The sequence below is a fragment of the Veillonella sp. AF36-20BH genome (genome assembly GCF_003602765.1).
Classification (GTDB): domain Bacteria; phylum Bacillota; class Negativicutes; order Veillonellales; family Veillonellaceae; genus Veillonella; species Veillonella hominis.
Genome location: NZ_QTLR01000002.1, coordinates 160,527 through 185,102, shown reverse-complemented (window position 1 = coordinate 185,102; position 24,576 = coordinate 160,527). Strand labels below are relative to the sequence as shown.

General features: G+C 38.6%; 23 protein-coding genes and 1 pseudogene. 19 read left to right on the top strand and 5 right to left on the bottom strand.

The window, feature by feature from the left end:
• Window positions 1–59 precede the first annotated feature (59 nt).
• On the bottom strand, window positions 60–1,247 hold the full coding sequence (locus DW000_RS03380; RefSeq protein ID WP_120055029.1) for an aminotransferase class I/II-fold pyridoxal phosphate-dependent enzyme: 1,188 nt from the start codon (window positions 1,245–1,247) through the stop codon (window positions 60–62).
• 619 nt (window positions 1,248–1,866) lie between these two features.
• Between DW000_RS03380 and DW000_RS03375 the strand changes: the two genes are divergently transcribed.
• A complete protein-coding gene (locus DW000_RS03375; protein ID WP_120055027.1) occupies window positions 1,867–3,219 on the top strand; it encodes an NAD(P)-dependent oxidoreductase in 1,353 nt (450 codons plus the stop codon).
• 479 nt (window positions 3,220–3,698) lie between these two features.
• Window positions 3,699–3,974 carry a helix-turn-helix domain-containing protein gene (locus tag DW000_RS03370; protein ID WP_120055025.1) on the top strand — a complete coding sequence of 92 codons (276 nt, stop codon included), beginning with the start codon at window positions 3,699–3,701 and terminating at the stop codon, window positions 3,972–3,974.
• Here the strand turns inward: DW000_RS03370 and DW000_RS03365 are convergent.
• Window positions 3,952–4,629: a lactate utilization protein gene (locus DW000_RS03365; protein ID WP_120055023.1), complete on the bottom strand. Its 678-nt coding sequence runs from the start codon at window positions 4,627–4,629 to the stop codon at window positions 3,952–3,954. The genes DW000_RS03370 and DW000_RS03365 overlap by 23 nt on opposite strands.
• 382 nt (window positions 4,630–5,011) lie before the next feature.
• On the opposite strand from DW000_RS03365, the gene pta reads away from it, so the two are divergent.
• From pta to DW000_RS03345, 4 genes and pseudogenes are all read left to right on the top strand, one after another.
• Window positions 5,012–6,010 (top strand): phosphate acetyltransferase, encoded by a 999-nt coding sequence (gene pta, locus DW000_RS03360; protein ID WP_120055021.1) that lies wholly within the window; start codon window positions 5,012–5,014, stop codon window positions 6,008–6,010.
• A 263-nt stretch (window positions 6,011–6,273) separates the two neighbouring features.
• On the top strand, window positions 6,274–6,933 hold the full coding sequence (locus DW000_RS03355) for a DUF542 domain-containing protein (protein WP_004694630.1): 660 nt from the start codon (window positions 6,274–6,276) through the stop codon (window positions 6,931–6,933).
• A 275-nt stretch (window positions 6,934–7,208) separates the two neighbouring features.
• Complete coding sequence (locus DW000_RS03350) at window positions 7,209–8,003, top strand: hypothetical protein (RefSeq protein ID WP_120055019.1); 795 nt, start codon at window positions 7,209–7,211, stop codon at window positions 8,001–8,003.
• A gap of 31 nt (window positions 8,004–8,034) precedes the next feature.
• Window positions 8,035–8,305 (top strand): annotated as a pseudogene (locus DW000_RS03345) (hypothetical protein).
• Window positions 8,306–8,485: 180 nt separating this feature from the next.
• Here the strand turns inward: DW000_RS03345 and ygiD are convergent.
• Window positions 8,486–9,280: a 4,5-DOPA dioxygenase extradiol gene (gene ygiD, locus DW000_RS03340; protein WP_120055017.1), complete on the bottom strand. Its 795-nt coding sequence runs from the start codon at window positions 9,278–9,280 to the stop codon at window positions 8,486–8,488.
• 440 nt (window positions 9,281–9,720) lie between these two features.
• Between ygiD and DW000_RS03335 the strand changes: the two genes are divergently transcribed.
• The 4 genes from DW000_RS03335 (at window position 9,721) to DW000_RS03320 (ending at window position 13,608) form a co-directional block, all read left to right on the top strand.
• Window positions 9,721–10,077, top strand: coding sequence for a helix-turn-helix domain-containing protein (locus DW000_RS03335; protein ID WP_004694640.1), 357 nt, complete (start codon window positions 9,721–9,723; stop codon window positions 10,075–10,077).
• A gap of 188 nt (window positions 10,078–10,265) precedes the next feature.
• Complete coding sequence (locus DW000_RS03330) at window positions 10,266–10,967, top strand: MBL fold metallo-hydrolase (protein WP_120055015.1); 702 nt, start codon at window positions 10,266–10,268, stop codon at window positions 10,965–10,967.
• 95 nt (window positions 10,968–11,062) lie between these two features.
• A complete protein-coding gene (locus DW000_RS03325) occupies window positions 11,063–12,298 on the top strand; it encodes a DUF445 family protein (RefSeq protein ID WP_120055013.1) in 1,236 nt (411 codons plus the stop codon).
• The gene (locus DW000_RS03320; protein ID WP_120055011.1) at window positions 12,295–13,608 is read left to right on the top strand and encodes a DUF445 domain-containing protein; all 1,314 of its coding nucleotides are present in this window, start codon (window positions 12,295–12,297) and stop codon (window positions 13,606–13,608) included. The genes DW000_RS03325 and DW000_RS03320 overlap by 4 nt, the downstream gene beginning before the upstream one ends.
• Before the next feature lie 168 nt (window positions 13,609–13,776).
• Here the strand turns inward: DW000_RS03320 and DW000_RS03315 are convergent, their stop codons facing one another.
• Window positions 13,777–15,192, bottom strand: a complete 1,416-nt coding sequence (locus DW000_RS03315; protein WP_004694649.1) for a HAMP domain-containing sensor histidine kinase — start codon at window positions 15,190–15,192, stop codon at window positions 13,777–13,779.
• Window positions 15,170–15,844 (bottom strand): response regulator transcription factor, encoded by a 675-nt coding sequence (locus tag DW000_RS03310; protein ID WP_004698139.1) that lies wholly within the window; start codon window positions 15,842–15,844, stop codon window positions 15,170–15,172. Before DW000_RS03310 ends, DW000_RS03315 begins: the two co-directional genes overlap by 23 nt.
• Window positions 15,845–16,729: 885 nt before the next feature.
• Between DW000_RS03310 and DW000_RS03305 the strand changes: the two genes are divergently transcribed.
• From DW000_RS03305 to DW000_RS03265, 9 genes are all read left to right on the top strand, one after another.
• Complete coding sequence (locus DW000_RS03305; protein ID WP_105087227.1) at window positions 16,730–18,448, top strand: FAD-binding protein; 1,719 nt, start codon at window positions 16,730–16,732, stop codon at window positions 18,446–18,448.
• 1 nt (window position 18,449) lies between these two features.
• The gene (locus DW000_RS03300; RefSeq protein WP_004698188.1) at window positions 18,450–19,412 is read left to right on the top strand and encodes a succinate dehydrogenase/fumarate reductase iron-sulfur subunit; all 963 of its coding nucleotides are present in this window, start codon (window positions 18,450–18,452) and stop codon (window positions 19,410–19,412) included.
• Window positions 19,412–20,287 carry a CoB--CoM heterodisulfide reductase iron-sulfur subunit B family protein gene (locus tag DW000_RS03295; RefSeq protein WP_058948263.1) on the top strand — a complete coding sequence of 292 codons (876 nt, stop codon included), beginning with the start codon at window positions 19,412–19,414 and terminating at the stop codon, window positions 20,285–20,287. Before DW000_RS03300 ends, DW000_RS03295 begins: the two co-directional genes overlap by 1 nt.
• Before the next feature lie 460 nt (window positions 20,288–20,747).
• Window positions 20,748–21,494, top strand: coding sequence for a hypothetical protein (locus tag DW000_RS03290; protein WP_008602139.1), 747 nt, complete (start codon window positions 20,748–20,750; stop codon window positions 21,492–21,494).
• A 225-nt stretch (window positions 21,495–21,719) separates the two neighbouring features.
• Window positions 21,720–21,926, top strand: coding sequence for a DUF1659 domain-containing protein (locus DW000_RS03285; protein ID WP_009352393.1), 207 nt, complete (start codon window positions 21,720–21,722; stop codon window positions 21,924–21,926).
• A gap of 221 nt (window positions 21,927–22,147) precedes the next feature.
• Window positions 22,148–22,369, top strand: a complete 222-nt coding sequence (locus DW000_RS03280; protein ID WP_021148713.1) for a DUF2922 domain-containing protein — start codon at window positions 22,148–22,150, stop codon at window positions 22,367–22,369.
• A 313-nt stretch (window positions 22,370–22,682) separates the two neighbouring features.
• Window positions 22,683–23,294 carry a MotA/TolQ/ExbB proton channel family protein gene (locus tag DW000_RS03275; RefSeq protein ID WP_120055009.1) on the top strand — a complete coding sequence of 204 codons (612 nt, stop codon included), beginning with the start codon at window positions 22,683–22,685 and terminating at the stop codon, window positions 23,292–23,294.
• Window positions 23,291–23,695, top strand: coding sequence for a biopolymer transporter ExbD (locus DW000_RS03270; protein WP_021148712.1), 405 nt, complete (start codon window positions 23,291–23,293; stop codon window positions 23,693–23,695). Before DW000_RS03275 ends, DW000_RS03270 begins: the two co-directional genes overlap by 4 nt.
• Window positions 23,696–23,703: 8 nt before the next feature.
• On the top strand, window positions 23,704–24,507 hold the full coding sequence (locus tag DW000_RS03265; RefSeq protein WP_120055007.1) for a TonB family protein: 804 nt from the start codon (window positions 23,704–23,706) through the stop codon (window positions 24,505–24,507).
• The last annotated feature ends 69 nt before the right edge of the window (window positions 24,508–24,576 follow it).

Genomic DNA, 24,576 nt, shown 5'->3' with positions numbered 1-24,576 from the left:
TGCCTCTTTTGATTATATAGTGATATTGAAAGTTAACTATTATTTTAAACCTGAAATATTTAAATGTTTTGTAGGATAGCATCCGTAGCAATTTTGATGTTCTCAAGGCTTGTGGCCAAGTTCAAGCGCACAAAGGTTGCGTAGCTTTCACCACCAAACCATTCACCAAAGCTTGGTGCAATACCGCATTTATTTTCAAAGAAATCATGTATTTCCTCTGGTTTAAGATAAGCGCTAAAATCGATCCAAGCCAAATAGGTGCCGTCCATAGGGCTAATGCGAAGTTCAGGCAAGTTGGCAAGTAGTTTATTGTACATATAATCATAGTTTTCTTTCACTACAGCGAGTAGGTCCGTTAGCCATGCTTCTGCTTCTGGATGCGTGTAGGCAGCTGTGATGGCTGCCTCGGCAATGACGTCCGAATCTGTATGATATACAAGGGCTTTAAAGGCGTTGTAATGATTTCGCAACTCTTCGTTAGGGATAATGACCTCTGCGTGGTGCAGGCTAGCCATATTAAACGATTTTGACAACGAGGACATGGCGATGAGCCTGTCTGTATACGCTCCGTTAGACACAGTTAATGCAGATGTAAATGGTTTAAGTCCCGTGATGAGGTCCTGATGGATTTCATCACTAATGATAAGGACCTTATGTTGCTGGCAGATACTAAATAGTCGATCCATTTCTTCTAAAGTCCATACGTGGCCTACTGGATTGTGCGGATTACAGTGAATGAATAACTTAACATCGTGTTTGACGATAGCCGCTTCAAAGGCCGCGTAATCAACAGCATAGCGGTTATCTTCGTTGTGTGTCATGGGAACGGCGATGATTTGCCGCTTCGCATCGCTGGCGCTACTGTCGAATGCGCCGTACACAGGGCTTAACACTGCGATGGCATCATTTGTTTTTGTGAAAGCTGCTATGCACCACATAATGCCCGTAATGACATTAGGTGCGCTGGTGAGCCAACTACCATCAATTATGCAACGATGGCGGCGCTTATACCAACTAATGACAGCCTTTAGGTAATCGGGATTTGTCATGGTATAACCTAAAGGATTGGCTTTTACATAGTTGCAAATCGCCTCTTGGATGCACTGAGGCGGCATAAAATCCATATCCGCAACCCATAGTGGTAATAGGTCAGTTCGATTGAATTTTAACTGTTGTCCGTTCCATTTTCTGGAATGAGATCCTCGGCGATCAATATAGTATTTTTTGGTAAACTCTGCTGTGTTCATAGGGAGCCTCACATTGGTCAAAATTCAGGATAGATTTGGCTGTGATTAGCGTACAAAAGTCGTAAATCTCTGTTTATATTATATCAATATATATGTATCAAGTTATATGTAAATATTAACATAGTTTAATCTTGCATATAGTACTAAAGCAATTATGTTATTAATTACATAATTGTTTTGCTAAGGTAGTGCTAAATCAGTATTACATTAGCGATGTCATAATCATTTTCTTAAATCTCAAACAAAACACACAGAAGGTTTTATTCGCACACATATTTAATCTTAAAAAACAATCCTAAACCAAACCTTGAGCTATATATCGCTATGAAAGGGGGGGAGGCCTACTGGTGCCTCTTTTTCTATGCAATCCTTGCAAGTATAGGGGCTATATTGGCATACCAAAGGTGTGATAATTGCTTGACTGTTGGGACTTTCACAATTTAGAATATACTATAGAATAGTGTGAGTCTGACCAGTGACCACACGTCTATCAAATGGTTACAAAAGATAAATGTTAGCAGCATGTGGCGGCGTCCCTATGTGAGAGGGCTCATCGGAATGCTTAGGTGCATGCAACGCTGTAAGTATAGTACTGGATCCTTGTTAGGAGGCATGTGCCATGAGTAACGAATTAAAACCACTACATTTTGATGCGGATTATACGATGGAGGAAGCGCTCGCAGAGGCAAAACGTTGTTTAAATTGTCCAAAGCCTTTGTGCCGTATGGGCTGTCCTATTGAAAACGAAATACCTCGTTTCATCCAAGCTATCGCACGTGGTAATTTTGGTGAAGCTAATGATATCTTGGCGGAACGAACAAATTTACCGTCTATCTGCGGTCGCGTATGCCCACGAGAAAATCAATGCGAAGGCAACTGTATCATGAATAAGGCGAAAAAACCGCCTATTAACATTGGTAAATTGGAACGCTTCGCGGCTGACTTTGAAAGCATCAATGAACTTCGCAAGCCTAAGAAAATCAAACAAGATCTCGGTAAGGTAGCTGTAGTAGGTTCTGGGCCTGCAGGTTTGTCCGTAGCTGGTGATGTGGCTAAACTCGGTTATGAGGTAACTGTATTTGAAGGCCAATCTGAACCAGGTGGCGTACTCTTATTCGGTATTCCAGAATTCCGCTTGTCCAAAGCCGTTGTACGTCGTGAAATCGCTCGTCTTGAAGGTTTAGGTGTTAAATTCGTATGTAATACATTTATTGGTCAAGATAAAACTTTGGATGATCTTTTTGCTGAAGGTTTTGACTCTATTTTTATCGGTACTGGTACACATATTCCTCAAGAAGTGCGCATGGAAAACGATGAAGTGCATGGTGTATTCCAAGCGATGTACTTGTTGACGAATGTACAATTGGTAGAAAATGGCGAGCTTGATGAAGCTCAAATCCCTGTTAAAAAAGGCGATCGTGTTATCATCATCGGTGGTGGCAACGTAGCGATGGATGCGGCTCGTACATGCGTCCGTTTAGGCTGCGAAGCGGTAACTGTAGCATATCGTCGTAGTCAAGAACAAATGCCAGCCTTGTTGTCTGAATACGAAGAAGCTCGTGCTGAAGGCGTTCAATTCCAATGGTTCGCTTCTCCAGTAGGCGTAGAAGGTACAGATAAGGTAGAAGGCTTCAAATACGAAGTGATGGCACTTAACGAAGATGGTGCAGGTATCCACGGCACTGGTAACTTCCAAGTAATGCCTGTTGATAAAATCATTATCGCCGCAGGTCATAAACCAAATGCTCGTCTTGTAGGTGAAGGTAATAACTTAAAAGTAGATGAAAAAGGTTATATTATTACATCTGAAGATCCATATGGTATGACTAGTCGTGAAGGCGTATTTGCAGGTGGTGACGTTGTTCACAAACCTGCTACCGTAGTATTGGCTATGCGTGAAGCTAAAAAAGCTGTTGATGGCATGGTTAAATACATGGAAATCAAAAAAGCACAAGAAAGCGCAAATCAATAATTTTACATAAAGACATAGAAAGGACTATACAGTTGAACTGTATAGTCCTTTTGTATTATGAATAGACTTATTATTCCTAAATGTATTTTAACAATATTGCGTATTTACTATATATCGTATAGTCTTCTTGTAGTATTAATAGTGCTAAATAGCGCCAGGTAATTTTATAAATCAAGTGTATGCATAATGTATGAATACTATATAAAAATTGCAATATATAGATAATACCTGTATTTCTGATTTACTATCTGTATTTTTAATGATAATAACTTTTATATATACTAAAATTCCACGAAATGATGAAACTCTACGCAATATAATACACATAAGAAAAAAGGCCTTAACTAAACCGATTTGTACATTGGTTTTGTTAAGGCTTTTGTGTTATCGCTTTTCAACCATTACTAGGCAATGATTGAGCCTAGATTTATAGTAAAGGCATAAATATGTGTTGAGGGAGAAAGTAGATAGAGGTTGCCATGAATCCTATCGTATGTTGTCAAGATCTACAAGTTCGACAAGAAGTTCACAAGCTTGGTGTATTGATTTTACTTTGGCGTAGACAATTGGGAATGACTCAATATCAATTGGCAGATAAATCGGGTTTAGCCCAATCTTATATTAGTGACCTTGAAAGTGGTGCCGTAGATCCTCGGTGGTCTACAATTTATAGAGTCATATATGGACTTGGAGAAATGAACATACAAGATTTTTTGAATGGGCCGCAAACAATTAGAAGCCTAAAGATTCATTAATGATGATGACTTCCATGGTTTGCATATTGCGCATCTTTTTATAGTAAATCGTTAATGCATTGCATATACGGTCCGGAGAACCACAGTCGTAACATTTTTCTTCTAATTTGGCACATGGATTGAGAGAGCTCTTTTTATTCTTTTTACTGTTGAGCGGAGCGGCTACATTGCGTGCGCGATAGATGGCGGAAGCTAAATCTGGCGTGATTTTGTTGATGCCTAGCACAAAGAATACCTCTTGAGAGCCGAATAAAGAGGCTGCAACACGATTACCCGTACCATCAATATTAACCATCTCTCCCGTTTGAGCAAGAGCGTTTACAGAGGTAAGGAATACATCACGCCCCATGGTACGCAATGCGGTGTCGCCGAAACTTTCACCAGGAAGGGGACGTTGAATATCTGTTATATCATCGTTGACCTGGGCTAAGACATCATGAACCTTGAGCTCCAATAAGGTGTGAGAATCACCGATGGCTACACGTTTATTTTGAATACGACCTTTTAAATAGGAAATAGCTTCTGCGCCTGTTTCAAAATAATGAACTACAAATTTATTTCGCTCCAAGGCTTTAATCGTTTTCTCTATGTCTATAGGCGTTTCGTTAATTTCTGGATTTATAACGGCGTTGATTGTTGTCTCAGTATTTGCCATAAGCCCTCCTAAATAAGTGTATAAGGAATATAAATTGGCATTTTGCTATCCGTATTTTATTTCTATTATTGTAGCGTGTATGTGTAAAGAGTTCAATTATTGCTATGTAGTTCGTAGATAAAACTTATTTGAGGCGTTAGGTTTTAAATTAAAAAATTAGGAATCTAATCCAATCTTATATTTAAAATGATAAAAAGTTGGAATGAAATCCAAGTTGATAATTAAAATTGAGAAAAGTTGGAATGAGTTTCAACTTTCACAAAAAGAGTATAATACTAGGAATGATATGTTAAGAAATAATTTTTACTTTTACCAATAGGTTGAATTTGCTATAATAATAGTATTGATATGGCGTAAAGCCAATGTTAAGGAGGCAAAAATCGTGGATTTAATTCAAAAATTAAAAGACCAAGTAAAACCATTAGGTAAAAAAATCGTGTTGCCAGAATACAAAGATGAACGCGTATTGAAAGCAACTGAAATTATTTTGAAAGAAGGTTTTGTAACACCTGTACTCGTTGGTAATCCTGCTGAAATCGCTGAGGCTGTTAAAGCTGTTGGTGTATCCATCGAAGGTGCTGAAATCATCGATCCTGCTAACTACGATCGTTACCAAGAAATGGTTGATACATTCGTAGAATTGCGCGCTAAAAAAGGTATGACTCCTGAAAAAGCTGACGCAACTATGAAAGGCGATTGCTTGTTCTTCGGCGCTATGCTTGTTCGCCTTGGCGCAGTAGATGGCATGGTTGCTGGTTCCGCTTGCCCAACAGCAAACGTATTGCGCGCTGCATTGCAAGTTGTAGGTACTAAACCAGGTCTTAAAACTGTATCTTCTTCCATGTTCATGTTCACAAGCAAAAAAGAATATGGCGACGACGGTATGCTAGTATTCTCTGACTGCGGCGTATTGCCTAATCCAACTAGCGAACAATTGGCTGATATTGCAGAATCCACTGTAGAAAAAGCTCGCAAAGTTGTTGGTATGGCTGACCCTCGCGTATCCATGTTGTCCTTCTCCACAAAAGGTTCCGCTTCCACTCCAGAAGTAGATAAAGTGGTTGAAGCTGTTAACATCTTGAAAGAACGCAACGTTGATTTCAAATTTGACGGCGAATTACAATTGGACGCTTCCATCGTTCCTTCCGTAGCAGAAAAGAAAGCTCCTGGCTCCAACGTAGCTGGTAAAGCTAACATCTTGATCTTCCCTGATCTTCAAGCTGCTAACATTGGTTACAAATTGGTACAACGCTTCTCCGGCGCTGATGCTCTTGGCCCATTGATTCAAGGCTTGGCTAAACCAGTTCATGACCTTTCTCGTGGCTGCTCTGCTCAAGATGTTGTAGACGTTGCTGCTATCGCTGCTGTTGAAAGCATTTAATAGCTGCCTAAACAATTATATATACACATATGTTATATATGTTTTGATATGCTGAAAGCTGGCTCTATAAGGCCAGCTTTTTGTATGTTCAACATATATCCATATATTTTTATATTCATCACGCTATGTTATTTCTTACAGCGTTACCATTATTGTCATGTTACTTTCAAATTCGTAGCCACTGCGACAGACAGAATCCATGGTTGGCCGTATAGTATAACTATAAGAAAATAGATCGGCGTAAACCATTGGAGGTGTATCTTATGAGTTTTGGGACTATTAATAAATCCATGACCGTAGCTGATGCGGTTAAAGTAAATCCAGAGTTAATGGATGTATTAGCAAAAGATGGAATTGATTTTTGCTGTGGTGGTGGACATCCTTTAGCGGAGGCTATTGCAGAAAAAGGTAAAGATGTGGATGCATACATTGCTATGCTAAATGATGTACAAGTTGCTCAGAAATCTTCTCGTGCAGAGGTGCTTAGCTATTCTAAAGACCAATTGATTGATTACATTGTTCATACCTATCATAGAGAACAATTAAATATGATTGATGAAATTGACCAAGGGTTGGCAAAACTGCTAAATGTACATTATGACCATCATGGTGAGGAATTGACAAAGATTTATCAAACCTTTTTGCAACTCAAATCCGCTCTTGTACCTCATTTCCGGCATGAAGAGCATGTAGACTTCCCTGAGTTTAAAGCGGGTAAACCCGTAGACTTTGAAGAACTTCGGGCTGAACACGAAGCTGCAGGTGTACTTTTGGAATCCTTAAGTGCATTGACCAACCAGTACACAGCACCAGCAGATGGCTGTGCTACTTATGTGTATGTATTTAAGACCATGAAAGCCTTAGAAGAAGGCCTGCATGAACATATTTTCTTAGAAAACTCTGTTTTGTTTGACATGAAATAGATTATAATATCATCTGTATAATGACAAGGAGCTATTGCAAAATGGCTCCTTGTATGTAGTAAAGACACCAATCGAATGGTTGGTGTCTTTTGTTATCTTAAAAATTATGAGTTTGTAACTATATATGGTGAAAATATCTCATTTGCGTAAATACATATAGAAGGTGTATGATTAAATTAACTATATTTGATTAATATATTTAATCAATATATTGAGTAAATGCACTTGATATATACAGGTGTAGTTATGTTTGAAGTCGTGAAAAGGAGAGGGCTATGATTTCTGTATTCGACACAAATCCTGTTGTTTTTGAAAGTACGGATCGTATATTGACGGTTAGTTACAATGGTGTACTCTGCAAAGATGCAAATGGTCAGGTGATAACTGACATTGATTTTGATGATGTAAATGAGCTTCATCTTACAAGATATTTAAATTCAAATAGTAATTATTCGATTATATTTAGAGACCATAATTGGAAAAATATAGAAGGTCAAGATTTAGATACGGACCGTACAGAATCTAATGCTGGTCATAATATTCGTGAAACTAAAGCAATCATTGCTGCCTTTGCTCGCCATAAATTGACAGCGGACTTCCCTGCAAATTTAGACACTCTTCAATTACCACTAGATTACTCCTACATGGGTAAACGAGAAATTACCATTAAAAACGGTGTTATCTCGAATGGTAAGGTAGATATTCCTATTAATGAAATTCGTCGCGTAGTGTGTGCATCTAATGGTACAATTAGTAAACTATTAGTATATAAAGAAGAAAAACCTAGTTCTTTCTTTAAAAAGATTTTCGACAAATGTGATATGAAAATTACGTTGAATGCCATTACGTTGCCTTTGTTGGAAGCTATCGTAACGCGCAATACAGGTCATGGTATCGATTTCACTCGTGGTAATGGCTTTGATCAAAAAGATTCCAATTATATTATCATTCGCTATCTTGATTCTGGATTCTTCCTTGAAAAAGATGGTACAGCAACAACAGAATGGCAAAAAACTGCGGCGGAAACAACGGCAAAATTTAATTATGATGTGAAAACATTATTAGTGTAATAAAGATTTTTAATTTAAATTAGGAGATTCCATGTCTGTATATCAATTTTCCCTCCCTACTAAGTTTGGTGAATTACAATCCTTACAAACTTATGAAGGTAAGGTTCTTATCATTGTTAATACGGCGAGCAAATGTGGATTTAAATTATCTCAATGGTATCGATCCTAATTATTTAAAGGACGATGAGGTAAAGTGGAACTTCACTAAGTTTGTTATAGATCGTAAAGGTAATGTGGTAGGGCGCTTCGAGCCTGTTGTAAAACCGATGGAAATGGAAGCTTTCATTAAAAAACTCATTTAGTAGAGTCATTAGTATGGTAAAGAAAAGAACCGCTAGTTTTTGTAACTAGCGGTTCTTTTGCATAAATAAATATAAATAAATATATATATATTTATTTATTTTTGCTTATACATACTAATGTAAAGTTTTATGTGAATAGGAAACAAAATTTCCTAGGAGATTTTTTGTATCATTATGGGCTTAAAGTATGTTTTGAGGCTCATCTTCAAATATAAAACCTGTCATCGATAGGGAACCTGAATTATAGGTTTGATTAAATACAGTCGGTTTTGCACTTTCACTAGCACCCATAATATAGAGTAATGGCAGATAGTGATCTGGTGTAGGTGCAGCATAGCTAGCCTGAGGATGTTGGGTGTAATTAACAACAGTATCTACATCATTTTCTAAGATTGCTTTAGAAATATATTGGTCAAACTCAATTGTGGCGGAGGTGCCAGATGGATTATCCCATTCTATGCGTCTTAGATTATGAACGATGTTGCCGCTGCCCATGATAAGATAGCCTTCATCGCGTAATGACTGAAGCTTTGTTCCTAGTTGATAGGCTTCTTTTGGGCTTAGGTATTTGTTGATAGATAGTTGGACAACTGGAATTGATGCATCAGGGAACATGTGAACTAACACGGTCCACAAGCCGTGATCGATACCCCAAGTGTCATTTATAGAAACGGAATTACCCAGTAATTTTTGTACTTTTTTTGTTAAATTGCTGTCACCCTTTGCAGGATACACAACTTTGTAAAGTTCTTGAGGGAATCCATACATATCGTAAATTTGTTTTGGCTTCTCTGCACTTTGAATGTATGTGCCATCTGCATACCAATGGGCGGAGATGGCGAGTATGGCTTTTGGTTTGCCATAGTTGTTAATTATATTTTGTCCTATACTTTTGAAAGTATTTGTTGTTTCTGTATGTTCTAAGGCCATCATAGGACTGCCGTGACCGACGAATAGTGTAGGCATGCGTTTCATAATATCACCTAATCCTTGAATTGATAATGTGTAATCTGTTTAATGCTGTAAAATTGATACAATTGTTTAGCTATAAATGTTGATGACTAAATTTAATAGTTATTGATTCACCAACCGATAATTGTATTTAGTTAGTAAGTTTATTATATATTGGTGCAAATATTTTGAATAGTAGAATTATTTGAGATAGGTACTATCAAATATGATAGAATTGTGATATTTACTGATTAAAAATTTTTCAAAAATTTTTGTACCCTAAAAAATGATACTATAAAATACTTGCAATTCTAAAAAATTGTGATATGATTTGAACTACATTAAGTGGAAATATTTCTAATACCGAAATAGAAATTGTAGTGTAGCTATAAAGAGTAGCTTAGTTATAGATGTTAATTTTGTTATAACAAGCTACTTAAGCTAGATATATAAGGAGAATGACAATGGCAGAGCAACTCGTAAATGTTCATGATCTAGTTGGCAGATGTCCTTTTGCAACGAGTCAAAAGTTATTGGCTGGCAAATGGTCTTTGTTGATTATGCATGAATTATCTGAAGGTCCTGTGCGCTTCCGTGAACTAGAACGGAGATTACATCCAATTACACAAGCTACACTTACAAGAGCGTTGCGCCAAATGGAAGATGATGGCCTTGTACATCGTGAAGTATATGGAACCATTCCACCTAAGGTTGAATATAGCCTTACCGAAGTGGGAGCTGGTTTTAAAACTGTATTAGCTTCCCTTGAAAACTGGGGTAACCAATATATCGACTATATGAAAGCCGCTGGCCGTATCTAAGAAATGCCAGCGGCATTTCTGCCCTTATTATGATACATATGGGGCACTATATATTTGATAAGACTTTAAAAAAGTCCTTTATATGTGTCATGAATAGCCATTTGTTTATGCCATGTATTTAGAAAAATATGGTATAATAAAAAATACGAATGATATAAATTCTCAATAAATTAGAGGTATTGATAATAATGTTACATGTTACTTTTTTAGCGCATAGCGGATTTCTCGTAGAGGATGGTAAGCGTTGCTATGTGTTTGATTATTATAAGGATCCTAATAATATTGTTTGGCAGTTGGCTAAACGAGGTCGTGAACTTTGGTTCTTCGTAAGTCACACTCATGGAGATCACTTTAACCCATCCATTACGGAGTTTGATGGTCCTCAAACGCGCTATATTTGTCATCAAGATGTGCCGTTAGAGGGCAAGGTAAAAAAATGTATTACCATGCGCCCTGGCCAAGATGCACTATTAGATGATGTAGGCATCCATATGTATGGCAGCACCGATGAAGGTGGCTCTTTTTACATAAAGACAAATACGGCGAATATCGACTCTGACTCTATCTTCCATGCAGGAGACCTTAACTGGTGGCATTGGCTTGGTGATACGCCAGAAAACAATGCGGATGCAAAGCGTATGGCTTGGCGTGAGTTCAAGGATTTAGAGGGCTTGTCCGTAGATGTAGCGATGTTCCCTGTAGACAATCGTTTGGAAGACGCTATGGAATGGGGCAGTATTGAATTTTTGCGCCGTGTACAGGTGAATAAAGCCTTTATTCCAATGCATTTGAATGGTCCATTATGGACACCGTCTGTATACTTTAAAGCTCTCTTTGGGGAGGTGCCGATTTGGGAACCTCAAAAAGATGGCGATGAGGCTACATTTTAGATTGTAGATATAATTGTGAAAGTCCGTAGACCTCGAGGTCACTACGTTATATAGGAACAGTCTATAAGCGTAATTGAGTAAGTTAGGATCAAGTGATGATGAAAACCAGACCAGTGGCAACCACCCTGTTGGTTGTCATGGCTATTATATTTTTAATTTCATATCCGCAGCGACATGATACATTTTGGGCCTTTATCATGCATATCTCTGGGGCAGCTATGATAGGCGGCCTTGCGGACTGGTATGCAGTAACGGCTCTCTTTACGAAGCCTTTAGGCATTCCTTTCAAAACGGCAATTTTGCCGCGCAGTAAGGAACGATTAATTCAGATAGGCCGCACTATGCTCAGCGAAGAGCTGTTGCGCGTGCCGCAGATGTATTATGCTATCAAAAAAGAACGCGTTATGGTCCGTATCGTTGAATACGGCATGAGCGATGTGGGACAAGTTCAAATTCGAAATCTCTTGTACGGTGTGGGCAATCAAGTTTTATCTCATATGGATATTGAACCGATGCGCCAAGAGATTAATAAGGCCATTTATAAGGGGGTTACAAACTGGAAAGCAACACCCCTTGTTATTCTCTTTGGCCGTTGTATGTTAGAACGTCACACAGCAAGCGTGTTTTGGCTTTATTTTAACCGCACATGTCAGCGTGTTATCGCATCAAATCAGGTATATCCGTATTTGTATCGCGTCATGCTAGACATTATGAAAACTTATACAAAGGATTCTTTCTTTCGTGAATTGGCCATCGCCTTTGGCGGAGATGGGCTTTCACCAGAACGATTGGTAGAAACGGTACAGAAAAAAGCCGTTCAATTCTTGAAGGAAAATGAATCTATTGACTCTGCATTGGGGCGCTATGTATGGGGCCAAGCCATTCGCTTTTTTAATAATTTGGAAACTAATACAGAGTGGCAAGCTTTCATCGAAGAACATAAAAATCAGTGGATTAGAATGGTTCTTGAAGAATGGGAAGGCAAACTTATCGATGGGGATACATTGGATTGGAAACGCCTCATGGACATCGTTATGGAGCGCTTTAATGTGCTCGGTACCGAAATTTTGTTGAATCCAGACAAGCAGGCGCCTTTTGAGCGGTTCTTCTTGTTGCGTAGTATTCCGTGGTTGCAGAAATTGAACCCCCTCATCGACAGTGTGGTAGGTCAAGAATTATCCCGCTATTCGCCTGATGAAATCACTCAAATTGTTCGCGGCAAAATGTACTATGACCTTCAAATGGTGCGTATTAATGGTTCCCTTATAGGGGCTGTCCTTGGCGGCATCTTATACGGTTTGACCATCATTGTAGAGGGGGTGCTCAAATGATTAGTTATTTGAAATCCCTTACCTTGAAACAGCGTGCTAATGGCATTTTAGGCTTGACTGCCGTATTGTATTGTTTTGCTTTTGTAGGACAATTTTTCTTTGGCTATGAAAGTTGGTATCAACCGTTGTACTGGGCTGTTCAATCTGCCCTCATCGGTAGTGTGGCCGACTGGTTTGCTGTAACGGCATTATTCCGTAAGCCACTAGGTTTCCCATATCATACAGCGCTAATTCCTCGCAATAAAGATCGCCTCATTAATGGTGTTATTAAACTTGTAGAGACGAAGATGCTTACCAAGGAGCGTTGTAAAGTATTATTGAAAAATGTGCAATTTGTGCCATTGTTTGAAAAGTTCTTGTTGTCTCCTGAGGGGCAGCGAGCAGCACGTCTTGTGATTCATCAAGGTCTACACCTTTTATGGAAATCTCAAACTAATGAAGAATGGGCACAATGGGGGGCAAAACGCATTCGTGGATTGCTTCAACAACATTCTCTCGTGCCCGTTTTGAAACACGTATTACTCGATTTATGTGAGCATAATCGCTATGAAAGTATGGTTGTGCAAGTTCTAAACGTGATTCAAGAACGGATTAATCATCCAGCTATGGTTACCTGGCTTACCGCTGTCGTAGCAGAAGAGGCACATAAGAAAAAGCGAAAAGGCTTCTGGTCTGACTTCTTTATTTCTATGTCCGAAGCTACCGATGTAGTAAACTATCAAGAAATGGCAGAGGCTATTGTCCAAGAGGCCTATGCGATGCTGGAAAGCTGGAAACGGCCCAATAGCCCCGAACGAACAGCTTGGTTGCGACAATGGGTAGAACCAATTCGTAATATTGAAGAGAACCATGAAGTCTGCGATGCTCTTAATGAAGCGTGGGAACGCTGGATTCGCGAACAAGATTGGGAATCTGTTATCGAAAACCATTTATGCCCTTATATAGAAGAACTATTGCTCGTAGGGGATGAAAACGGAGAAACTCCGGCTCAGGTTTTAGTTAATATTGCTCTTGAATTATGGAATGTATACGGTCAATCGGACGATCTTAGAAATCGTATTGAAAAAACCTTACACGATATTGGCGACTACGTACTTGAACAAGGGTATGACCTCATTGAAACTATCATACGTCAAGTATTAGGTGGCCTCAGTACAGATAAATTTATTTACTTTATTGAATCTAAGGTGGAGGACGATCTCAGCTGGATCCGCATTAATGGTGCTATCGTTGGTGCTGTAGCGGGTCTGCTTGTATGGACCTTCTTAGAATATGTATATATGCCGTTTTGGCAACAATTTGTAGGCTAAAGTTAATTATCTATAATAAGTTGCTTTAAAATTAAATACACAAAAACTAGCATATAGAAGGAGCTTCTATATGCTAGTTTTTTATGGTTTAATTAATTCTACATTATGGGCTTTTTGAATTAAAATGGATATAGAAAAGGGACTGACCATTGGTCAGTCCCTTTTATGTTATTCTTCCCTTGTATTGTACGGCAATCGCACGGTAAATGTAGTTTTTACTTGTGGTTCACTCGTGGCCGTTACTGTACCATGGTGTAAGTTAATAACTTTATTTACAAAGTATAGGCCTAGGCCGATGCCGTGATTAGACTTTTTATTTCGCGATTGTTCCGTCTGATACATCCGATCCCAAATATGATCCAGAGCTTCAGGTTCGATGCCAATACCATTATCTGTTACGGTAATGACTAAGTCTCTGCCTACTAGTTTAGCCGAAATATCAATAGTAGAGTTTGTAAACTTAATGGCATTGTCCACTAGGTTTGTGATAGCTCGACGTAATGATACTTCGTGAGCATTCATATGTAAATTAGGCTCAATATGAGATGTAATCGTAATCTGTTTATCTGTATTTTCTGTACAGAGTCTTGTATAGTCGTGGACCATATTGGATAACATCAATGATACATTGACAGGTGCAAAGCTTAGACCTTGTGCATTTTCAAGGCGGGCTACATCAAGCAGTTGGCTTACGAGGTTAGTCATGAACTTAGCTTGCTCTAAGATATGTGTTAAACCTTCCCGTAGATCTGCTTCTGTACGACCGTATTTTAGAGCAAATTCACTTTCTGCTTTAATAACGGCAATTGGTGTACGTAGCTCGTGAGATACGTCAGAACTAAACTGTCTTTCACGATTGGAAGAATCCTCAAGACCTGAAATCATACGGTTAAATGTTGTAGTTAGTTCGTAGATTTCATCTCTCGCTGTGCGAGCCGGAATGTCGATACGACGGCTCAAGTCGTTGTTCTTACCGATGACTTTAGCTGTTTTCGTCAAGGTTCGGACCGGTTTAAGTCCTTTTTTGATGAAAAGATAACCGCCTAGGGAGGAAATTAGTAAGAAAATGATATTCCCTAACAGTAAGCTGTATAAAAGGTTTTCCGTCTTTTTAGAGGCTGTTTTTACTTTTGTAACAGCACGCAAAATACCACGATAGTTCGGTTCGTTGACCGGAGTATCGTAGTAGTAGAATGTATCATCACCAGCAGCAATTTCACCAACTTGGCCTAAGGAAAGGATTGTTTGGTTTGGAAACCCATCTGGCAAGGCGCCTTTAATAATATAGCCGTCTTGAGTTGATACAAAGAAGAATGTATTATCTTGGTACGGTTTAAACTTGCGGATATCCGTAGCCATAATCATCGCTTGTTGTTGTAAGCGTTCGCGCACTTCTTTGTTATCGGATTCATGTGTATATGCGTAAATCCATGCGGATGCAACCATCAAAATGATAAGCAAAAAGATGGTATACCAAGACATAATTTTAAAGGTTAGGGGCAGCCGATTAAATAAATCGGTGGCTGCCCCAGACATGGTATCTAGATCTCGGTGAGGATCATTAGTTTTCTGTTTTGAGGACATACCCTACTCCACGAACCGTTTGAATGAGTTTTACATTCTCATCAGTATCAATTTTCTTGCGCAAATCTTTAATGTATACGTCGATAAGGTTAGAGTAGCTTTCATAATCGTATTCCCAAACATGGTCAAGGATTTGTTGACGAGATAATACGATATTTTCGTTACTTGCTAAATAGAATAATAGGTCGAATTCTTTTGCAGTCAATGTAATTGTTTCGCCGTCGCGTTTAACAGTACGTTGAGGAACATTGATGGTAAGTGGACCTACATGGATATCGTTTTGTGCATGACGCGCATTACGACGAGCCAATGCATAAATACGAGCGGTTAACTCTTCAAGATCGAAAGGCTTTACAAGATAATCATCTGCACCAGTGTTAAGGCCTGTAACTTTATCTTGTAAGGAATCCTTTGCTGTTAAAAGCAATACAGGTGTTGTATTACCGTCGTTACGCATTTGTGCAAGAGCACTGATACCATCAAGGATTGGCATCATAATATCCATTACGATAACGTCATAGCTAGATGTGTTAACGTAATCGATCGCTTGTTGCCCGTTGAAGCATGTATCAACTGTCATATTTTCTGCACGTAAATATTTAGCCGTGATACCATTCAGCATTTCTTCGTCTTCTACAAGTAAAATTTTCATTCTCTGTTCTCCTTATGTATGATTTAAAAATATAGCTCTCCAACTACATTAATTATAGTCATTATATATATATAAACTTTCTTTTTTTGAAAGCCACAACACCATATAAGGTGACTATATATATAATATTATATAACTTATTTATCTATTATCATACCTTATACAATAGTAATGAGCAAAAGATGAATGTACATGCGAGTTTACAAGACTTTTCTTCATTTTTGAAAGCCTTAAAAATGGTGAAAGACTGAAACTTAATGAATTCTGCTAATGAATAAAATCTAACTATATCGAAGATTGCCGTATGCGCATAGATGAGGGTGATTTTATCGATTTTAGATGATGTGCGATAAATCACTAAAAAAACTTATGATAATTATTATCACAGAAATAAATGCTTGTTATGAACGGAGAAATACGATAATTTTCGATGATTAAATTCGAGGTAAATTTAGTAGGAATTTAATGGATATTAATTATTAGGAATGGTTAGCAATAATTAAAAAGCTAGTGTTTATGCGAATTCTATAGATACCAAAGGAAATAAAAACATAGAAAAATTTCGGAACCGAACTACTTTCGTAAAATCCTTAACTTCTTGTAAAAATTATTCATATAGGTAATTTTTTGACTCCTCTTTTTACCTTAAAAATGCTAAGTGAAATAAATTATCAATTAGATTAATCAAAATTAATTATGCATAATAGGGTTTAGACATGACCTGAAATGCTCTCTATAATTATAGGTAAAGAAATAAGAAAAATCGCATAAGTATGGGGTTTTTCTTGAAAGAAAAATGATTAGGTTATCAAAAATTTTTATAAGTTTTTGAAATGAGATAGTCTAACAGGTTTCTTATTAATAGGTAGTTATGAGGAGGTCATTATGGAACAGTTTGATGTTCTAGTAGTAGGTAGCGGTGGCGCCGGCATGCGTGCGGCTCTTGAAGTAGGTCGTCGCAAAGGCTTAAAAGTAGCTCTTATTACTAAAATTTTCCCAACTCGCTCTGCAACAGCAATGGCGCAAGGCGGTGTAAATGCATGTTTGAACAACGTTGCAGCTGAAGATACAGTTGAAACTCATACTTTCGATACTGTAAAAGGTTCTGACTATCTTGGCGACCAAGATGCAATCGAATTCTTCTGCTCTCGTTGTCCAGAAGGCGTACTTGAAATGGACCACATGGGTGCTCCATTCTCCCGTACTGAAGAGAATAAAATTGCGCAACGTAACTTCGGTGGTCAATCCTATCCACGTACTTGCTACTCTGCGGATAAAACTGGTCACGTTATTTTGCACACAACTTACGAACAATGCTTGAAAGAAGGCGTACACTTCTTACAAGAATGGTATCTTTTAGATCTTGTTAAATCTGCAGAAGGTCACGTTGGTGGCGCTGTAGTTTGGAACATGAAAGAAGGTAAAGTAGAACAAATTAAAGCGAAAGCTATTATCTTGTCTACTGGTGGTGCAGGCCGTATCTTCTGGACTCGTACTACAAACCCATTCCTTTCCACAGGCGATGGTATGGCAGCAGCATTCCGCGCTGGTAACGGCTTGAAAGATATGGAAATGATCCAATTCCATCCAACTGGTCTTGGTCGTACTGGTATCTTGATGTCCGAAGCGGTTCGTGGTGAAGGTGGTTACCTTCTTAACGCTGAAGGCGAACGTTTCATGAAAAAATATGCGCCTAACAAAATGGAATTGGCATCTCGTGACGTTGTAGCGAAAGCGATCGAAGATGAAATCGCTGCAGGTCGTGGTTTCGGTTCTGGCCTTAACGCATATGTAGTAGCTGACCTTCGTCACTTGGGCCCTGAAGTTATTATCGAAAAACTTCATGGTATCCGCGACTTAGCTATGTGCTTCGAACATTGCGATCCATTGACTCAACCGGTACCTATTCGTCCTACATGTCACTATACAATGGGCGGTATCGACGTGGTGGATTACAAAACTTGTGCATGTGAATTGCCTGGTTTGTTCGCTTCTGGCGAAGCATCTTGTATCTCCATCCACGGTGCGAACCGCTTGGGTGGTAACTCCTTGGCAGACGGTGTAGTATTCGGTAAAGTATCCGGTGCTGGCGCAGCTGATTATGCTGAAACACATGAACAACCTAACGTAGATGCGGAACTTGCTGCAGCTGCAAAAGCTTGGGAAGCTCGTTTCACAGAAGTAACATCCCGTGAAGGCGGTCGTCCGGTTGTAGAAATCCGCGATGCATTGGCTGATGCAATGTGGAATAAAGTAGGTATCTTCCGTAATGAAGAAGGTATTACTGAAGCCTTAAAAGAAATCGAACAATTGATTGAAGATTATAAAACTTGCTATGTAGGTGACCCTGAACGTACTTACAACATGGCATTCGTAAACTATTGTGAAATCGGCTCCATGTTAACAGTAGCAAAAGCTATTGCTATGGGCGCTTTACACCGCCGTGAATCTCGTGGTGCTCATATTCGTGAAGACCATCCTAAACGTAATGATGAAAAATACTTAAAACATTCTTTGATCAAATTAGGTGCTGACGGTCAATACGAATTAACAGAACGCGACGTAGTGTTCACTAAATACGAACCACAAGAAAGGAAGTACTAAGATGAGACAAATCACCTACCATATTCACCGTTACCAACAAGGTCGCGCGTTTGTACAGACTTTCAAATTTGATTACGAACCTGACCGTACAATCCTCTGGGGCCTTCAAAAAATTAAAGATACACAGGATCCAACATTGACATTCTTGGCAGCTTGCCGTTCCGCAGTTTGCGGCGCTTGCTCCATTCGTGTAAACGGCGAAGCGATGCTCGGCTGTGAATCTAAAATCGATGAATTAACAGAACGTTATGGCACAGACGAATTGACAATCGCTCCAATCGGCAACTTCCGTGTTATCCGTGACTTAGTTGTTGACTGGGAATCCAAAGTTGATCGCTTGAAAACAGTTGCTCCTTGGATTTTCCTTAAAGCTGAATTCAACGAAGGGGACAAAATCGTTCGCCAAACTCCAGCTGACTTCAAAAAATTCGTTGCTGGTACAGAATGTATTCTTTGCGGTTGTTGCGCATCTGAATGTAACAAATTGACTGCACGTCAAGATGACTTCTTAGAACCATATGTATTCACAAAAGCTAACCGTTTCGTATTGGATAGCCGTGATGATGCACCTATGGCTCACATTCAACCTGCATTCGACAATGGCCTTTGGAAATGCGTTCATTGCATGAACTGTATCTCCCGTTGCCCTAAACACTTAAAACCTGCTCAAGATATTTCCAACTTGCGTAAAGAAGCTACAAAAGCTGGTCTTACTAACAGCAAAGGCGTTCGCCATGCAGTTGCTTTCAAAGAGGACCTTTACAAAACTGGTCGCTTGAAAGAAGTTTCTATGAGCTTGAAATCTGATGGTGTTGTTGATTCCGCTAAACAAGCATTCTATGCTTTACGTTTGTGGAAACACAGCAAAATCAACCCATTCGAACTTGTAGTACCTCAAAAACCTGTAAATGGTATTGATGGTGTTCGCAGACTTATGAAAGCAGCTGAGGAGGTAAGCAAATAATGAAATACGCATTTTTCCCAGGTTGCGTTCTTGAAAGCGCTGCCAAAGAAGACTACTTAGCAACAGTTGCTGTAGCTAAAAAATTAGGCATCGAGTTGGAAGAACTTGACGGTTGGACTTGCTGTGGCGCGTCCCACGTTCAAGACATCGCTCCAGAAATTACACTTGCTACAAATGCTCGTAACATTGCATTGGCAGAAGAAAAAGGTTTGAACCTTTTAACTGTATGTAACACTTGTACTTTGATGCTTCGTGAAGCTAAAAATGAACTTGATGCAAACGAAAAAGAAAAGAACGAAGTTAATAAAAAATTAGCTCAAATCGGTAAACAATACCGCGGTACAACTGATATTACTCATTTCTTATGGGTATTGATCCGCGATTACGGTTTGGATAAATTGAAAGCTAAAGTTGTTAAACCTTTAACTGGTTTACGTGTAGCTGAATATTATGGTTGCCATATTCTTCGCCCTCAAACTGAAATGGGCTTCGAAGATTATCAAATGCCTACATCCTTAGCAGATTTGATCTCCGCTATCGGTGCTACACCAATCGACTTCTCCCGTAAACTTGACTGCTGCGGTTTCCATGCAGTATACCCTGCACATGATTCCGTAATGCAAATGACTGGCTCCATCAATAAAGATGCGGCTACAGAAGGCGCAGATTGCGTAGTTACTCCTTGCCCACTTTGCCAAATGCAACTTGATATGTTCCAAAAAGAAGCTAAAGAAGTTGTAGGCGGTGGTAAAGATATGCCAATCTTGCACATGTCCCAATTAGTAGGTCTTGCTCTTGGCATTTCCCCTGCTGAAATGGGTATGCCTAAACGTCACTTAACTGATACTGCAGCAGTGACAAAATTTGTAGGTTAATTCGTTTGATTTAGACATGATCAGAGTTGGTCTATATAGTAGTCTGAATCTAAACCTATTATCATAATTACCAGAAGAATCCCCTAGCTTAGGCTAGGGGATTTTTCTTTTTTATAAATAGAGCTCCAGTAATGTTAATGGTAATAGATTTGGATTTAAGTGTACTGAATTATAAATCGTGAAATATATATAAATCGATAAATGTAAAATAAATACAGTAAAATACTAACTTTATAAATAAATTTGATTTTGATATCGATTGATAATTGCAGTATAATAAGTACACAAATTGTATACACTTATATGAGTAATAGCTAATATGTTGTAATTCATAAATTATTATAATGTTATATATACTAGATTATACAATATAAATTTGGGAGATATTATATTGGAAATGCTAGTTATTATGCTTTGAGAGGGCGATTAGCATTATAGAGTGTATATACGGGGGGAAATAATGAATGATATGCTATTAGAATATATCGATCGAATGATTGATCAAGAGACAGAACATCGTGTTTTTTCTGTGGATTTTAACAACAAACAGTACTTTGTAAAACAGGATATAAGTAACCATCGCTCTAGTTGGATTAAGCCCGCACCTAGAGCTTCTTTTGATTATGAGTTTTACAAGATTTCTTTTGTGAATACGCAATTGCCAGTAGCTCCTGTTATTGCTGGTTTTAGAGAACATTATTTTGTTACAGAAGCTTGTGGTAAAACGTTAACATATTATAGCCAATTGCCCGCTCAACATCCAGAGGATGATAGTTTGCAGGATATGTTAAGTCATATTTTTTATATGTTTGGCAAGACATTAGGTCAGTTGCATGATTATGGCTTGAGTCATGGCCGTCCTGCTATGCGCGACATTACCTATGAGCCTGAACTAGATAAGATTACATTGCTCGATTGGGAGAATAGCCGTCGTTGGCCTGAGTTAACACCGCAAGGCTGGGATTTACTCGTCTTCGTTCACAGCTTCCTTCGGGAGGATAATTTATCCATTTCGTATCTATATGCTATGATGAATGGCTATAGCTCAGCTTGTACAGCCCGTGAGACAGTGCTACATATAAAAGAAATTTTACGTAAACATGAGTATCTTTTTAAATTCTGTCGTATGTTAAATCCTCTACATTTTGTGGACACTGAAGCTGCTGTTAAAGCATATGACTTTATATTGGCGTTGAAAACCGAATAATATGGATTTGAATAGTACTCGTAATAAGAGCACTTTATAGACCTTTACCGGTGTTATCTAGATTGATGAACTTCTAGATACCATTAGGTAGAGGTCTTTTTCTATTTCAATTTATAGTATTACAGTCAGAGTTCAGCTACTTTCACCATAAGTACCTTAAATAACGGCAAGGGGGTTGTCGAACAAGGCCCTCAGGAATATAAGAGGGTGAAAGGAGGTGATACGATGGCTAACATTAAACGCACTAAATTGGTGTTGCGTTTTAACATCGGTACCGAAGATGCGCCGAAGTACAAAGACGTAACTTATACTCGTGTTGCAGAAGAAGCGTCTGACGATAATGTGAAAACCGTTGGTAATGCGTTGGCAGCCTTGTATGACCACAGCTTGTCCGACGTGGTCCGCGTCAATGAAGTATCCTTAGGGCATTAAGGGTAGAGTTCCTACTCATTCTTGTTTTAGGTGATCCAAACACATTTTATTGCTAGATTCGTACATTCTCAGATAGTCGTAAAGAGGTGTAGAAATAGCAAGTCCACACATTCCCATCCTTATTGATATGAATCGAAGATACGTATATTTGTAATCTAACATGTTTACAGCTTATCTAGATTCGATGAACTTGTTTATGAAACGTGAAAGGAGGCGCCCACATGGCGGAAAAACGCGTTGTATATCTTACATTTTCTACGGTCGGTGGTAAAAGCACATCAGTCACAATTAGTGCTCCTCGTGCTGGAATTACTTTACAAGATGCTAAAACAGCGGCTAATGCGTTAGTGGCTAATAAAGTAATTCTTGGTTCTGGTGATGCAGAATTAGCAGCATTTACTACAGCTCGTGAAGTAAAGACACAAACTACTGAATTGCAATAGTACTGCTTCTATGATGTAGTCTAGAAAGGTACAAATATAATCTAAAGGTAGTATAAAAGCGATCATGGAGAAATCCTGGTCGCTTTTTTTGCGCATTAATTGAGATATAAATTCAAAATTATTTCAGATTCATAGATTATAATGTTCTATAAAGTGCTTGTTATACATATAAGATTGGAAAATATAGTATGATATGATAGACTTATTAAGTAATTTTATTTATCAATTTACAATAGCATCGTCTGTTTGCAATCAGTTTGTTAGTGTAGGAAATTAGTATATAGAATTAAGCTACTTATAAAGGAGGTTTACGATGAAAGAGGCGTGGGATTTATTCTTACATGGTGGATTTGTTATGTGGCCGCTACTAGTGGCACTTATCATAACCGTAGCTATAGCGATAGAACGTATAGCTTATTATCGACAATTGAAGCGGGAAATGTTTGCTCTGAATGATGCATTAGAAGAGAGCGAAATAAACTGGCAATCCTTATTAACTAGCTTAGAATCTAAATATACAGCTAATATTTCGTATAATCTGACTCGCGTGCTTGGACAGTGTCATGATCGCAATGTATTGCAATCCAAAATGGAGGATATGGTGGCCCATGTTTATACGCACGCTTCACGTGGCCTTGATTGGCTCTCTACCATTGTTACGATAGCACCATTATTAGGCTTGCTTGGTACTGTAACGGGGATGATTGGTGCCTTTCAGGTGTTCGGTGCTGATGGTGCGGTACCTACTGCTATTACCGGTGGTGTGGGGGAAGCCCTTGTCGCAACTGCTTCTGGTCTTTGCGTGGCTATTGTGGCATTGTGTTTTCATGCCGGGTTTACTCATCATGTACGTATGACAATATCTCGTTTAGAAGATTCATTTTCTCGTGTCTTAGATTCTTATGATCGGGGGCATGCTGCATGAAACGAATGAGCCGTATGGAGGGAGAAAAGCCTACTTTGATGATTATCCCTATGATTGATATCATCTTTTTCTTGCTCGTATTTTTTATGATTAGCACCATATATACGATTCCACAACAATCCTTGTCTATTATGCTACCAAAAACGAAAACACAGCAGTCCGCAGAGTTGCGCCCGGTTTTAATTGATTTTGAAAAATCTGGGCAGTTGATGATTGATGATGGATATGTGACGAAAGAACAGCTTATTAGCTCTGTGAAAGCCAAAATTGGAGAGAATAAAAATCAAAACTTCCTTATTCGTGCTGACAAGGATTTGAGTTATGGCAAGGTCGTGGAATTAATGGATGATATGAAATTAGCCGGCGCTGCAAGTATTAGTATTGCCACTGTTAATAAATAGGTGATGCTATGGCGAAACAATATGTAGATGTGTGGAAATATCCACATATGACCTATAAAAAAGCCTTTGTTATTGCTACCATTATAAGTATTATTACGGTTGGTGTTGCCTTTATTTCTTTTTCTGATTATATCGAATCTCAGATGGCTGGATCGTTACAAATTAATTTTTTAACGGAACAGGAAGCAGAGAAACAAGTAGAGGAAATTAAAGAGCAAATTAAAGAAGAAAAAGCTCATGAGATCCAACACTCAAAAGAATTGGAAAATAATAATGTTCAACTTGATAACGGAGGAGCCGGTCATGGAGGACAAAATGGCAACTCTGCTGTTCCTACAAAAAGTGATGTAAGTCCGTCTAGTCAACAAGCGAGTGCTGGTGAAATAGGAATGGTTAAACAATCTTCTGTTGGTAGCAATACGGGGAGTGGACTTGTCGGAGCTGAAGGTTCTGGGATCGGGTATGCATCAACAGGTAACGGAGAAGGGCTTAGCGATCGTGAAGGTACCGGAGGTACTGAAGTTGATGTCGGTGGTGGCGGCACATTCAGTTATGATGGGTATTGGAGTAATTTACAAAGTGCAATTAATAGTAATTACCCTACAGATGCATACACTATGGGAATTCAAGGTGATGTAACACTAAGAATTTATTTTGCCCCAGGTGGCAGTGTTGCTAGTGTGGAAGTTCTTAACTCTGATGACCCTATGTTATCAGAACATGCTAGGGAATATGCTTATAGTGTGGGTGGCGCTGAAAATTCTACAGGTACACAGCAATATGCAGATATCACAATTCACTATAATTTATAAGTATAATGAAAAACTAGTATCTTTATAGATACTAGTTTTTTTATGTATATATATTACTTTGATAACATA

Bases quoted from the DNA above. Each gene is read 5' to 3' on its own strand.
- DW000_RS03380 (WP_120055029.1), bottom strand. From the start codon at position 1,247: ATGAACACAGCAGAGTTTACCAAAAAATACTATATTGATCGCCGAGGA.
- DW000_RS03375 (WP_120055027.1), top strand. From the start codon at position 1,867: ATGAGTAACGAATTAAAACCACTACATTTTGATGCGGATTATACGATG.
- DW000_RS03370 (WP_120055025.1), top strand. From the start codon at position 3,699: ATGAATCCTATCGTATGTTGTCAAGATCTACAAGTTCGACAAGAAGTT.
- DW000_RS03365 (WP_120055023.1), bottom strand. From the start codon at position 4,629: ATGGCAAATACTGAGACAACAATCAACGCCGTTATAAATCCAGAAATT.
- DW000_RS03355 (WP_004694630.1), top strand. From the start codon at position 6,274: ATGAGTTTTGGGACTATTAATAAATCCATGACCGTAGCTGATGCGGTT.
- DW000_RS03350 (WP_120055019.1), top strand. From the start codon at position 7,209: ATGATTTCTGTATTCGACACAAATCCTGTTGTTTTTGAAAGTACGGAT.
- ygiD (WP_120055017.1), bottom strand. From the start codon at position 9,280: ATGAAACGCATGCCTACACTATTCGTCGGTCACGGCAGTCCTATGATG.
- DW000_RS03335 (WP_004694640.1), top strand. From the start codon at position 9,721: ATGGCAGAGCAACTCGTAAATGTTCATGATCTAGTTGGCAGATGTCCT.
- DW000_RS03330 (WP_120055015.1), top strand. From the start codon at position 10,266: ATGTTACATGTTACTTTTTTAGCGCATAGCGGATTTCTCGTAGAGGAT.
- DW000_RS03325 (WP_120055013.1), top strand. From the start codon at position 11,063: ATGATGAAAACCAGACCAGTGGCAACCACCCTGTTGGTTGTCATGGCT.
- DW000_RS03320 (WP_120055011.1), top strand. From the start codon at position 12,295: ATGATTAGTTATTTGAAATCCCTTACCTTGAAACAGCGTGCTAATGGC.
- DW000_RS03315 (WP_004694649.1), bottom strand. From the start codon at position 15,192: ATGTCCTCAAAACAGAAAACTAATGATCCTCACCGAGATCTAGATACC.
- DW000_RS03310 (WP_004698139.1), bottom strand. From the start codon at position 15,844: ATGAAAATTTTACTTGTAGAAGACGAAGAAATGCTGAATGGTATCACG.
- DW000_RS03305 (WP_105087227.1), top strand. From the start codon at position 16,730: ATGGAACAGTTTGATGTTCTAGTAGTAGGTAGCGGTGGCGCCGGCATG.
- DW000_RS03300 (WP_004698188.1), top strand. From the start codon at position 18,450: ATGAGACAAATCACCTACCATATTCACCGTTACCAACAAGGTCGCGCG.
- DW000_RS03295 (WP_058948263.1), top strand. From the start codon at position 19,412: ATGAAATACGCATTTTTCCCAGGTTGCGTTCTTGAAAGCGCTGCCAAA.
- DW000_RS03290 (WP_008602139.1), top strand. From the start codon at position 20,748: ATGAATGATATGCTATTAGAATATATCGATCGAATGATTGATCAAGAG.
- DW000_RS03285 (WP_009352393.1), top strand. From the start codon at position 21,720: ATGGCTAACATTAAACGCACTAAATTGGTGTTGCGTTTTAACATCGGT.
- DW000_RS03280 (WP_021148713.1), top strand. From the start codon at position 22,148: ATGGCGGAAAAACGCGTTGTATATCTTACATTTTCTACGGTCGGTGGT.
- DW000_RS03275 (WP_120055009.1), top strand. From the start codon at position 22,683: ATGAAAGAGGCGTGGGATTTATTCTTACATGGTGGATTTGTTATGTGG.
- DW000_RS03270 (WP_021148712.1), top strand. From the start codon at position 23,291: ATGAAACGAATGAGCCGTATGGAGGGAGAAAAGCCTACTTTGATGATT.
- DW000_RS03265 (WP_120055007.1), top strand. From the start codon at position 23,704: ATGGCGAAACAATATGTAGATGTGTGGAAATATCCACATATGACCTAT.